Below are 11807 nucleotides of genomic sequence, written 5' to 3' on the forward strand. Positions count from 1 at the left end.
CCCTGGCCGCCGGCGCACCGAAGTGGAAGACCACCGCCACCGTCGGCCGCACCGACCTCACCACCACCACCGGCGCCACCACCGAGATCGTCGAGCTCGTCCCCCGCCAGGACCGCGACCTCGTGATGGCCCGCCTCGCCACACCCGTCGACGGCATCACCCCGCTCACCCTCGCCACCACCGCCCCCACCGCCGGCGAGAACCTGCGCGTACCCGCCTACGGCCGCACCAAGACCGAGTGGGTGCCCCTCAAGCTCCACAGCGGCGTCTTCAACGTCGGCGCCGTCACCGCCAACGCCATCAACACCACCGGCACCAACGGCACCTCGATCTGCCAGGGCGACACCGGCGCCCCCGCCGTCCGCGAGGTCAACGGCAGGACCGAACTCGCCGCCATCGCCTCCCGCTCCTGGCAGGGCGGCTGCTTCGGCAGCACCGAAACCCGCACCGGCGCCACCAACACCCGCGTCGACGACCTCACCGCCTGGGTCCAGCAGGTGCGCGGCACCTCGGTCGGCTGGAAGACCCAGGCCCTGGTCAAGGGCGGCACCGGCCTCTTCCAGGCCGCCCGCCTCTACGACGGCTCCTGGACCCCGTTCGAGGACGTCCAGGCCAAGGCCGGGGGCATCGGCGGCGTGCGCGCCGTCGCCACCGCCGGCATCAACGGCGACACCCACGTCGTCGCCCTCGGTGGCGACGGCCACCTGCACCACACCATCCGCCACCTCGACGGCACCTGGGCCGGTTTCGGCGACCTCAACACCAACGTCGGCGACCTCGGCAACATCACCCAGGTCGCCATCGCCTCCACCGGCGCCAACCTGGAGGTCGTCGTCCTCGCCGACGGCCAGCTCTTCCACAGCGTCCGCACCAGCGGCGGGTACTGGACCGGCTTCGGCAAGGTCTTCGAGGCCGCCGGCCCCCTGAGCGGCGTCACCACCCTCGCCACGGCCGGAGTCGGCGGGGACCTCCAGGTCGCCGCCGTCGCGGGCGGGCAGGTCTACCACACCATCCGTTCCGGCTCCACCGGCAGCTGGAGCGCCTGGGGCGCGGTCGCCGGCGCCGCCGGCGCCACCGCCCCGGTCACCTCGCTCGCGATGGCCCGCCAGGGCGACGACATGAACCTCGTCGTCGTCACCGACACCGGCTCCCAGCTCCACACCATCCGCTACGCCAACGCCTCCTGGCAGCCCTTCGGCTCCGTCAGCAGCGTCATCGGTCAGGTCACGGCCACCTCGGTCAGCGCCGCCCCGGTCGACACCGGCGCCCAGTTCGCCATCACCACCGGCGACAACCGCGTCCTGACCACCACCCGCCTCGCGGACGGCAACTGGACCGCCCCCCAGGCCCTGAACCTCCAGGGCGTGAACGGCGACCACACCGGCACCGCCATCACCGGCACCCTCTAGCACGCCACGACGGAGGGGGCGGGCGGCCGCACGGGCCACCCGCCCCCTCCGTCGTGACCGGTGGGAACAGGCGAGCCCCACGGGGCGTTGCGAGCCTGCGCCGTCCCACTCCACCCCGGTGCGGGCGGCTCGGAACACAGTTGTTCAAATTGGAACTACCGAGTACCGTCGGGGTCCGACCATCACCCCGGTAACGGAGGCCCCGCCCATGCCGCAGCCTGCCCCGACGCAGCCTGGCACCGCTCCGACGCAGCCCGGCACCGCCACGGTGCGCTCCCGGGTGCGCATCCCGCTCACCTTTCCGGACGGGTACCGCGCGGACGCCGAGGTGTTCACCTTCCACGGCATGGCCGACGGCGCCGAGCACCTGGCACTCGCCTTCGGCAGCACCCCGGAGGGCGGGACGCCGCTGGTGCGGCTGCACTCGGAGTGCCTGACCGGGGACGTCTTCGGCTCGGACCGCTGCGACTGCGGGCCCCAGCTGCGCGAGTCGGTGGAGCGGATCGCCGAGGCCGGCGGCTACCTGCTGTACCTGCGGCAGGAGGGCCGGGGCATCGGGCTGTACAACAAGCTGGACGCCTACGCCCTCCAGGACGCCGGGCTCGACACCTATGACGCCAACACCGCGCTGGGCCTGCCCGAGGACGGGCGCGACTACACCGCCGCCGCCCAGATGCTGGCGGCGCTCGGCACCACCGGCATCGACCTGCTGAGCAACAACCCGGACAAGGCGGACCAGCTCGCCGCCCTCGGCATCACGGTCGAGCGCCGGGTACCGACCGGGGTGCACCTGTCGGCCAGCAACGTCCGCTACCTCCGTGCCAAGGTGGAGCGGACCGGCCACTCGATCGAGCTGTCCCGGCTGGTCGGCTGAGCCGGCGCGGGTCCGCACGCCCGGGCGGGCCGGTTCGTCCACGCACCTGATGCCGCCGACCGGCCGAAGGGGCATTCTGGAGGGACGTCCGAGTACTCCGGGAGGCGTCCGTGCCGACGCATCGCCGACTGCCGATCGCCGTCGTGGGGGCCGGGCCGTACGGGCTCGCGACGGCCGCCCACCTGGCGGCGCGGGGCAGCGACCTGCGGGTGCTCGGGGAGCCGATGGCGGGGTGGCGCGACCACATGCCCGCCGGGATGTTCCTGAAGTCCACCCCGCGTGCCTCGAACATCTCCGCGCCCGCCCCCGGGCACCGGCTGGCCGACCACCGGACGGCCCTGGGCGTGGCGCCGGTCGGCGACCGCTACCCCGTGCCGATCGCGGAGTTCATCGCCTACGGCGACTGGTTCCAGCAGCGGTGCGTGCCCGGGGTCGAGCGCTGCTCGGTACTCGGCATCGGCTACGACCACGGTGTCTTCCGGCTGCGGCTGGACACCGGTGAGGAGCTCCGGAGCCGGGCCGTGGTACTCGCCACCGGGCTGCGGGCCTTCGCCCACGTCCCCGGCGAACTGGCCGCGCTGCGGGAGTCGGGCCTCGGCTCGCACACCTCGGACCACGCGGACCTGGGCCGCTTCGCGGGGTGCCGGGTCGCGGTGGTGGGCGCCGGGCAGTCGGCGCTGGAGAGCGCCGCCCTGCTGGCCGAGGCCGGGGCGCGGCCCACACTGGTGGCCCGGACGGCCCGGCTGCGGTTCGGGACCGCGCCCGGGGCGGACCTGCCGGGTGAGCGGCCGGCGACCGTGCGCGCCCGGTACCCGGGCACCGAACTCGGGCCCGGCTGGAACCTTCTCGGCTACTGCCGCGCCCCCTGGGCCTTCCGTCATCTCCCCGACGACGTCCGGGCCGGCCGGGTGCGGACGGTGCTCGGCCCGGCCGGTGCCTGGTGGCTGCGCGAACGGGTCGAGGACGCGGGCGTGCCGGTGCTCACCGGGTGTTCGGTGGAGTCCGCGCGGGAGCGGGCGGGCGCCGTCCGGCTGCGGCTGCGCGGCCTCACCGGCGCCCTGGAGGTCGACCACGTGCTGGCGGCCACCGGCTACCGGGTGGACGTCGAACGCCTGGACCTGCTCGACCCGGGCCTGCGGCGGGCGGTGCGGCGCACGGCGGACGGGGCGCCCCGGCTGACCGGCGGCTTCGAATCCTCGGTGCCGGGGCTGTACTTCACCGGGCTGGCCGCGGCGAACTCCTTCGGCCCGCTGCTGCGCTTCGTCTGCGGTACGGACTTCGCGGCCCGCCGGATCACGGCCGCTGTCACCGGCGGCGCACCGGATTGACCGGCCGTCAACTCCCGCCCCAGCACGCCCACTCGCCGCCGCCCACTCGTCGCCGCCCTCACGGCGCGCCCCGTCACGCCGCCCCCGCGCCCACCCGCCCCGTCACGCCGCCCCCCGCGCTCACCCGCCCCGGGCCGCGGCCGCCAGGCGGCGGGCGGCGTACCGCGCGGCCCGGCCGCCGAACCGGGCGGCGACGGCCACGGCGGGCAGCGGATCGTCCGCGCAGAGCCAGGCCCGCTCGGTGCTCCGGTGCGGCCACGGGTCGGCGGGCGGGCGGTGCTCGTGCCACGCGGCGGACCCGAGGGAGAGCAGGTCGAGCTGGCCGACCCCGTAGCCGCGCCGCAGCTGCGGCCCGGGCGGCACCGGCCGCCCGGTGAGCGACAGGTGCAGCGCCCGCACCACGTCGACGCCCGCGGTGGTCTCGAAGAGCCGGAACTGCGCGCCCGTCCGCGGGTTGAAGTCCACCAGCTTGTACCGGCCGTCCCGCAGGTCGAGCCGCCAGTCGAGGTCGGCGATCCCGCAGTAGCCGAGCCGCCGGCAGAGCCGGACGGCCAGCTCGGCCAGCTCGGGGTTGGCGACGGCCCCGGCCCGGGTGGTGACGCCCGCCCCGGGGGGCCAGGACCGCAGTTTGACGCCCGTGAAGACGGCCAGCGGCTCGCCGCCGGGGCCACAGGTCAGATGGGTGATCCAGTCCCGTGCCTGCTCGGCGGGCAGGTACTCCTGGACGAGCACCGCGAGCGGCGGCCCGTCGCAGGAGGCCCCGGGCGGGCAGTGGGACAGCAGCTCCGCCTCGCTCCGGACGACGGTCGTGTGGCCGACCACCGGGCGCTCCAGCCGGGTGAAGGAGGCGAGGTTCTTCAGCACCAGCGGATACCCGAGCTCGGCCGCGGCGGCCAGCAGTCCGGCCCGGTCGGCGGGCGTCCGGGCGGCCGGGGTGGGGGTGCCGGTAGCGCGGCAGAGGTCGTGCAGACCGCCCTTGTCGGCGAGCCGCCGGGGCAGACCGGGCGGCACCGGCGGCAGCAGCAGGTCCTCGGCCAGCTCGGTCGCGTGCTCGGCGAGCAGCACGGCGGCCTCGTCGTCGGTGGCCACCGCCACGGCCCGCCGCCCGCTCCGCCGCCGCACCTCGCGGGCCACCCCCCGCAGGGCGGCCGCCAGTTCGGCGGGCGGTTCCCGGCCGGTGCTCGGCCTGACCAGCGCTCCGGTCAGGTAGCGGGAGAGCGCGGTGGGCGTCAGCCGGTCCTCGACCATCGCGTAGACCGGGACGCCGAGCCGGCCGAGCGAGCGCACCGCGCCGACGGCGCTGTGCGACAGCGGGTAGTGACCGACCTTCACCAGCAGCGCGGGGACGGCGCGGTCGACGCCCAGCGGGCCTCCTGCCATCACGCTCCCACCTCTCAGTGCTGCCACACCTGGACCCACTGCGCCTGTAGGGCCGCCGAGTCCGTCCCGGCGGGTGGCGACTCCAGGTACCCGACGGCGAGGTTGATCACGATCTCCATCGCCACGGTCGGGATCCGCGAGGGGTCGGTGACCTGGAACCAGGCCTTGCCGTCGACGTACCAGGTCACCGCGGCGGGCTCCCAGTCGACGCCGAAGACGTGGTAGCCGGCGGAGAAGTCGGCGGGGCCCCAGTTCTGGCCGACGTGCTGGTCGGAGCCGTCCGCGCCCCGCCAGTGCAGGTTCATGTGGACGTACTGGTCGATGTTGGGGAACTCGGCGATGTCCACCTCCGGCGGGGTTCCCCTGGTCGCGGCCGGGATCAGCCAGAAGGCGGGGAAGAAGCCGTGCGGGTTGGCCGGGACCTTGATCGAGGCCGCGAAGTAGCCGTAGGTGAAGGTGTGGCGCGGTTCGGCGTTCCAGGAGTCGCGGCCGGTGCTGACCATGCCGGAGACCCACGGGTACGTCCGGCCGTCGCTGCCCTTCACCGTCCGGGGCTGCGCGGTCAGGGTGAGGCGGCCGCCGCCGGCCTTGACCTGGCCCGGCTGGTACCACTGGTCCTCGCCGTTGCCGGCGTTGGTGCAGCCACCGTCGTTCCAGTCGTAGCAGGTGGTCCAGTTCGCCGTGTCGAGCGAGGAGCCGGTGAACTCGTCGTCGAACACCAGCCGCCAGGTGCCGGGCGCCGGGGGCCGGTTCGCGGCGGCGCCCGTCGGCAGCCCGGTGCCCGACCCCGTCGGCCCGGAGCCGCCGGCCGTCCCGGGGGTGCCGGAACAGGCGGCGGCCGACACCAGCAGGGCGGCCGCCGCTAACCCGCCGGCCGGCCGGCGGGCCCGGCCCGGTCGCCACCGTCCGTGCCTCGGCCGCGCCCCGGCCGGCCGGCCCCGCCGGGTGCGGTGCGGCACCAGGGCGAACACCGTGGTGACGGCCGCCAGGGCGGCGAGCGCGGCGCCCACCGAGAAGACGTGGCAGCCCAGCAGCGCGACGGCGGTCAGCGCGGCCGGCGCGGTGCTCAGCGCCACCGCGAGCGAGGCGGCGGCGAGCCCGTCGGGCCCGCCGGCCGTCCGGGCGACGGTGGGCCGGGCCAGCAGGACGGCCGCCCCCGGGCCGATCACCAGGAAGCCGCCGGTCAGCGCGACGCGCAGCGGACTGCCCGCCGCCGGCACGGTGGACGCCAGCGCGGCCCAGCCGAGCAGGGCGAGCGCCGGCCGGGCGGCGGTGCGGGGAGGCGGCCTCATCATCACTGCCCACTCTCCGCGAACGGGCTCTCGACGGCGACCTGGGCGGAGTGCCGGTAGACGGTGGCGTCACCGTCGGTGAACACCACCCGCAGCGTCGGGGAGGCGGAGGCCGCCGCGCGGACCCGGTCGACGGTGTCGGCGGGCAGGATGCCGGTCAGCGTGCACTCGGCGGTCTGGGCCTTGGTCAGCACGAGGTACGAGGGGCCGGTGACGGCGGGGTCCGCGAGTGCGGCCTCGACGGCCGGGGCCGGGTCGGCGACCAGCTGCCGGCGGTCGTCGGGCGTGCCCACCGAGAGCGCCGTCCGGCTGAGCTCGTCGTAGCGCTCCTCGGAGCCGGGCAGGTCCGCGGTGACCGAGACGATCCGCGACCCCGGCGGCGCGGTGTGCGCGACGTAGCGCAGTGCGGCGACCTCGCCGGGGCTGAAGGTGTTCATGGCCTCCTTGCTGTAGTAGCCGAAGACCAGGCCGCCCAGCAGGGCGAGCAGTGCCACCAGGGTCAGCCCCCGGCGCACGGCGGGCAACGCCCGGCGCGGGCGGCGGGCCCGGTCGCCGGCGGGGGTGCCCGCCGGGGCGGCGGGGCTGGCCGGAGCACGGGAGGACGGGATCAGCACGGTCGCGGCGAGCAGAGCGGCCGCGGGCAGCGCGAACAGGTAGGCGCGGAAGATCATCTCGCCGCCGTAGCTGTTGGCGAGCAGCAGCGGGACGGGCGCGATCAGGAGCAGCGGCAGGGGGGTGCGGCGCACCCAGCGGTGGTGCACCACCGCCGTCACCGCGAGCAGCAGGACGGCGGCGGTCAGGCCCCGGTCGACCCAGGAGGCGAACACCTGTCCGGGGGCGGGCTGGGCGAGCCGCTGGAGGCCGGGCAGCGCGTTGTTGTCGGGCGAGGCCAGCGCGGCGACCAGGTCGCCGATGTTCTTGGCCAGGTAGGGCCGCGCGACCGTGGCGTCCCAGGCGAAGGTGATGCCGACGGCACCGACCAGGGCGGGCAGCACCACCCGGCGGTTGCGCCGCGGGAGGGCGAGCATCAGCAGGGCGCTGATCAGCATCAGCGGGGTGAGCTGGTGCGAGCAGGCGATGGCGGCCGTCAGGACGAGCACCAGGGCGAACGGCAGCGGGCGCCAGCCGCCCCGGGGCGGGATGTCGGTCACCCAGGTCATCGCCCGGGCTCCGGTGCCCGGCCCGCTCCGCGCGCCGGCCGGGCCTCCCCCACCCGCCGTGGATCCCCCACCCGCCGGGCCTCCCCCACCCGCCGTGGCGTCCCGGCCGACGGACGCTCCCCCGCCGGGCGGTCCCTGCGCGACGCGGGTGGCCGCCAGCCGGCGCAGCACCAGCGCGAGCACCGCGAGGAACAACAGGTAGGAGAAGGCCTGCGGGGAGAAGTAGTCCTGGCCGATCCAGGAGGTGCTGTAGTAGATCCAGATGCCGCCCCAGACCAGCCGCCGGTCCCGGGTGACGGTACGGAAGATCAGCAGCAGCGGGCCGAGCAGCAGGACGTTGGTGAGCACCGGGAACCAGGCCGCGTACCCGAGCGCGGAGTGCAGGCCGGTGGCGCGCAGCAGCAGCACGTTGAGCTGGAAGAAGCCGGGCCACTGGTTGTAGATGTCCAGCTCGCCGGCGTTCGGCACGGAGCCGTCGTGGCGCAGCATGGCGTCCACGACCATCACGTGCTTCCAGGCCCACGCGTACCGCAGTTCCGGGTAGAGCAGGGTGGGCGTGGCGTGGAGGAAGGCGATCAGGGCGAGGACGTACCCGGCCGCCCAGCGCTGGCGGATCCGCCGGTCGCGCAGGACGGCCACGAAGCCGGCCACCAGCAGGGCCAGGCCGGTCCAGTACAGGGCCGGCAGCACCTGGATCAGGCCGAGGTCGCCCATGCCGCCGAGCCGCACCCGGGGCAGCGCGAGCAGCCACAGGGCGAGCGCCACCGGCAGGGCCAGGCGGGCGAAGACGCCGAGCGGCCCGGCCTCCCGGCAGCCGGCGCGCAGCGCGCGCAGCGGCCCCGCGCGCAGGCGCCCGAAGGGGCGCGCGCCGTCGGGCTCCGGGGGCGGGCCGCCGGTGGGGAGCTGGGCGGGGGCCAGTTGGTCAACCATTGGACGGCCTTCCGACCGGACTGCCGACCGCGGTGCGCAGCCGGCGGTAGTTGCGCCAGAGCCGCGTGTAGAGGCTCTCCGGGACGGGTCCGACCCGGGCTCCCCGCCCGGCGATCCAGCCGTCGAAGACGTGGTCGGGGGTGTCGCTGCGGACCATCAGCCGGCAGATCCGCAGCACGGAGTCGGAGGCGGAGCTGAACTTGTTCTCCACCGCGGTCGCCGACGTCCAGCCCGCCTCGCGGACCTTGCGCCGGACGGCCGGGCTGGAGTACCCGTGCGGGTAGGCGAACGCGACGACCTCGTGGCCGAGGGCGTCCTCCAGGCGCCGCTTGCACTCGACGATCTCGTCTGTGCAGCGCCGCCCGTAGACGGTGTCCAGCTGGGCGTGGGTGACGGAGTGGCCGCCGATCTCGACGCCCATCGCGTCCAGGGTGCTGATCTGCCGCCAGTTCAGCATGTCGGCCGGCGGGAAGAGGCTGCCGGTGGGCGGGCCGCCCGGCGGGTGGACGGCGCCGACGGTGACGTAGAGGGTGGCCGGCAGGCCGCGCTCGGCGAGCAGCGGGGCCACCGTCCAGTAGAAGTCGGCGAACCCGTCGTCGAAGGTGAGGACGGCGGCGCGGGGCGGCAGCGGCGGGCCGCCGAGGATCGCCGAGACCAGCCGGCGCAGCGGCACCACGGGTCGCCCGCTGTCGACGATCCGGTCGATCTGGCGGCGGAAGGCCGCGGGGGTCACGGTGTACGGAGCGATCCACGGCGGCGGGTCGTCCGAGACCGAGTGGTACAGGAACACCGGGACCTCCTTCATGGCCGGCTCCTGGTGGACACGGCCGCTACGCCGGGCCGGGCGGCGGGGGCCGCACCGGTCTCCCCGGCGTCCCCGGCGCCCGCGGTGTCCGCGGTGTCCGCGGTGTCCGCCCGGGCGAGCCGGCCGACGGTGTACCCGGCCGCCGCCAGGCAGGCGCCGGCGCCGAGCGCCCCGGCGGCCCGCACCCGTCGCCGGCCCAGCGCGCGGAGGATCGCGGCGGGCAGCGTGCGGCGCACGTAGCGGCGCTCGGTGGACAGCGCCGACCGGCTGCCCGCGTAGCGGGCGACGACGGCCTTGGAGCGGCCCTCCGCGTAGCAGCGGGAGCTGAAGTAGCGCCAGGTGGTGCGGGCCGGCGGGACGTGCTGGCGGACGACGGCGGCGGGCTCGTAGCGCAGCTCGGTGCCGGGGTGCCGGGCGGTGAGCCGCAGGCAGAGCTCGGTCTCCTCGCAGCCGAACGGGCTGGTGCCGATCCGGCCGAGGTCGCCGCGGAAGCCGCCGGCGGCGACCACCGCGGCCCGGCGGAAGGACATGTTGGCGCCGATGAAGTTGCGCACCGTGCCCGTGCTCCCGGCGGCCCCGGGGTAGGAGCAGCCGACCACCCAGTCGTACTCGGGCGGGAACCAGCCGGGGCGGCCGGTCTCCCACCAGGAGTCGACCCGGCCGCCGACGCCGAGCACCCGCGGGTCGCGGAAGCCGGCCAGCAGCCGTTCGGTCCAGTCGGGTTCGGCCACCGCGTCGTCGTCCAGGAAGGCGACCAACTCGCCGCGGGCGAGCGTGACCCCGGTGTTGCGGGCGCCGGAGACGCCCGGGCGTTCGGGGCTCTCGACCAGCCGCAGGCCGGGGCGGGCGGCCAGCCGGGCCGTCAGGGCGGGGCAGTGGTCGACCACCACGACGGTCTCGTCGGGCTGCCGGCGCTGGGCGCGGACCGAGTCGAGGGCGGCGCACAGGTCGTCCCAGCGGTCGAGGGTGTAGCTGCAGACGACCACGGACAGGGTGGGCCCGGGGCCCGGTGCGGTGACCGGTCCGGCGTTCGGCACGGTGTTCATCACGATCTCCGATCGGACGACGGCAGCCAGCGCGGGAGGGCGACCAGCAGCGGGAGGGCGAGGACCGTCGCGGCGAGCAGCCACGCCAGCCCGACCCCGGTGAGGCCGAACACGGGCAGCAGTCCGGCGACGAGCGCGATCACGAGGACGGCGTAGACGAGTTGGAGCCCGATCATCCAGCCCAGGGCGCGGCGCACCCGGGCGACGTCGGTGGCCAGGCTCAGCACGACGGTGGGCAGGGCGGAGAGGGCCATCAGCCGCAGCACGGTGGTGCCGTGCTCGGCGTAGCCGGGCCCGAACAGGCGCAGCATCCAGGGGGCGAAGGCCACGATCACGGCCACCGCCGCGAGGACGAGCAGTCCGGTGTGCCACATCATCCGGCGGGCGTGTTCGGCGAGCCGCTCGGGTGCCCGGGCGGCCTCGACCACCAGCGAGCTGCCCATGCTGTAGGCGGCCATGTAGAGGCTGTCGGCGATCACCCAGGCGAGCGAGTAGTAGGCGTTCTGCTCCGCGCCGAGCACGGCCAGCACCATGAGCGGTACGACGCTGCAGGCGGCGATGCCGGAGATGTTGCCGAGGTAGTCCGCGACGGCGTAGCCGGCCACCCGCGGCGGGGCGGACGCGGTGGCACCGGCCGCCCGCTGGTGGGCCGGGATCGCCCGGCGGAAGAGCACGACGTTGGTGAGCAGGACGGTGATGAGCAGCGCCGCCGCCCAGGAGACCAGGATCCCGGTGCCGACCGCGAGGACCGCGCAGACGGCCAGCGCGCCCGCCTTCGCCAGGGCGAACAGCGCGTTCTCGCCGAGCACCCAGCCGGTGCGCCGCAGTCCGGTCAGCGCGCCGTCCTGGAGGACGAAGAGCGAGTAGCCGGCCGTGACCACCACGAAGGCGACCGCCACCACCGGCTGCCGCAGGTAGCCGAGGCTCGGGGAGATCCACGGGATCAGCAGCAGGAAGAGCACCGCGGCGAACGCGCTGGCGGCGATGCTCGCCGCGTAGCAGCGGGCCACCAGCCGGCGGGTGTGCTGCCCGGCGCCGGGGAGGAAGCGCACCAGGACGCTGCTGAGGTTGAACCGGCCGACCGCGGAGAGCAGCCCGGCGGCGGAGACGGCGGCGTAGCTGAGGCCGACCGTCTCGGCGCTGTACCAGCGGGTGGCGAACAGCCAGAAGATCGCGCCGAGCGCGGCCGCCACCATCGAACTCGCCAGCAGGATGTGGCCGTTGCGCAGCAGCGGTTCCCCGGCCAGCCGGGCCCGGCCGGCCCGGGCGCGGGCCCGCAGCAGGTCGCGGTAGGAGCACTGGCAGGGCAGCGGGCGCGGGCAGGAGCAGGGCCGGGCGGGCGCGGCCGAACGCGTGCTGAGCGACTGCATCACGACCAGTCCTCCGCCCGGAACCGGCGGTCCTGCCGCCGGCTGACCAGATAGCTGAACGGTCCGCGCAGCAGGCCGCGCAGTTCGAGCCGGCCGAGCCGGGCCAGTCCCGGATCGCCGTCGCGCCCGCCCCGGCCGGGGTCGGCCGATCCGGACCCTGATCGCCGGCGAGATCGCGCTCGCCTGCACCCTCGGCTCCGCGCTGACCCTGCT

10 protein-coding genes are annotated in these 11807 nt (G+C 75.8%); 3 read left to right on the plus strand and 7 right to left on the minus strand.

Annotation, left to right across the window (positions count from 1 at the left end; genetic code table 11):
- From ABZ497_RS35635 to ABZ497_RS35645, 3 genes are all read left to right on the plus strand, one after another.
- The coding region (locus ABZ497_RS35635) for a trypsin-like serine protease (RefSeq protein ID WP_359811999.1) at positions 1 to 1409 on the plus strand (1409 nt) is incomplete at its 5' end.
- Positions 1410 to 1617: 208 nt separating this feature from the next.
- Entirely contained in the window at positions 1618 to 2283 is a 666-nt protein-coding gene (ribA, locus tag ABZ497_RS35640; RefSeq protein ID WP_359812002.1) for a GTP cyclohydrolase II, read from the plus strand.
- A gap of 110 nt (positions 2284 to 2393) precedes the next feature.
- The gene (locus ABZ497_RS35645; protein ID WP_359812005.1) at positions 2394 to 3611 is read left to right on the plus strand and encodes an FAD-dependent oxidoreductase; all 1218 of its coding nucleotides are present in this window, start codon (positions 2394 to 2396) and stop codon (positions 3609 to 3611) included.
- A 120-nt stretch (positions 3612 to 3731) separates the two neighbouring features.
- Here ABZ497_RS35645 and ABZ497_RS35650 read toward each other — a convergent pair whose 3' ends face one another.
- The 7 genes from ABZ497_RS35650 to ABZ497_RS35680 all read right to left on the minus strand — a co-directional run.
- A complete protein-coding gene (locus ABZ497_RS35650) occupies positions 3732 to 4991 on the minus strand; it encodes an ATP-grasp domain-containing protein (protein WP_359812008.1) in 1260 nt (419 codons plus the stop codon).
- Between the two features lie 14 nt (positions 4992 to 5005).
- A complete protein-coding gene (locus tag ABZ497_RS35655; RefSeq protein ID WP_359812011.1) occupies positions 5006 to 6286 on the minus strand; it encodes a glycoside hydrolase family 16 protein in 1281 nt (426 codons plus the stop codon).
- Positions 6286 to 8373 carry a glycosyltransferase gene (locus ABZ497_RS35660; RefSeq protein WP_359812013.1) on the minus strand — a complete coding sequence of 696 codons (2088 nt, stop codon included), beginning with the start codon at positions 8371 to 8373 and terminating at the stop codon, positions 6286 to 6288. The genes ABZ497_RS35655 and ABZ497_RS35660 overlap by 1 nt, the downstream gene beginning before the upstream one ends.
- Positions 8366 to 9178 (minus strand): polysaccharide deacetylase family protein, encoded by an 813-nt coding sequence (locus ABZ497_RS35665; RefSeq protein ID WP_329490678.1) that lies wholly within the window; start codon positions 9176 to 9178, stop codon positions 8366 to 8368. The genes ABZ497_RS35660 and ABZ497_RS35665 overlap by 8 nt, the downstream gene beginning before the upstream one ends.
- Positions 9175 to 10224, minus strand: a complete 1050-nt coding sequence (locus ABZ497_RS35670; RefSeq protein WP_359812015.1) for a glycosyltransferase family 2 protein — start codon at positions 10222 to 10224, stop codon at positions 9175 to 9177. Before ABZ497_RS35670 ends, ABZ497_RS35665 begins: the two co-directional genes overlap by 4 nt.
- On the minus strand, positions 10224 to 11594 hold the full coding sequence (locus ABZ497_RS35675) for a hypothetical protein (protein WP_359812017.1): 1371 nt from the start codon (positions 11592 to 11594) through the stop codon (positions 10224 to 10226). The genes ABZ497_RS35670 and ABZ497_RS35675 overlap by 1 nt, the downstream gene beginning before the upstream one ends.
- A partial coding sequence (locus ABZ497_RS35680) for a hypothetical protein (protein ID WP_359812020.1) occupies positions 11594 to 11807 on the minus strand: 214 nt, incomplete at its 5' end. The genes ABZ497_RS35680 and ABZ497_RS35675, both read right to left, overlap by 1 nt.

The organism is Kitasatospora sp. NPDC005751, from assembly GCF_040630835.1.
In the GTDB taxonomy this organism is placed as follows: Bacteria; Actinomycetota; Actinomycetes; order Streptomycetales; family Streptomycetaceae; genus Kitasatospora.

Coding starts and splice junctions, on each gene's coding strand:
- ABZ497_RS35650 (WP_359812008.1), bottom strand. CDS start 4,991: ATGGCAGGAGGCCCGCTGGGCGTCGACCGCGCCGTCCCCGCGCTGCTG.
- ABZ497_RS35675 (WP_359812017.1), bottom strand. CDS start 11,594: ATGCAGTCGCTCAGCACGCGTTCGGCCGCGCCCGCCCGGCCCTGCTCC.
- ABZ497_RS35665 (WP_329490678.1), bottom strand. CDS start 9,178: ATGAAGGAGGTCCCGGTGTTCCTGTACCACTCGGTCTCGGACGACCCG.
- ribA (WP_359812002.1), top strand. CDS start 1,618: ATGCCGCAGCCTGCCCCGACGCAGCCTGGCACCGCTCCGACGCAGCCC.
- ABZ497_RS35655 (WP_359812011.1), bottom strand. CDS start 6,286: ATGATGAGGCCGCCTCCCCGCACCGCCGCCCGGCCGGCGCTCGCCCTG.
- ABZ497_RS35670 (WP_359812015.1), bottom strand. CDS start 10,224: ATGAACACCGTGCCGAACGCCGGACCGGTCACCGCACCGGGCCCCGGG.
- ABZ497_RS35660 (WP_359812013.1), bottom strand. CDS start 8,373: ATGGTTGACCAACTGGCCCCCGCCCAGCTCCCCACCGGCGGCCCGCCC.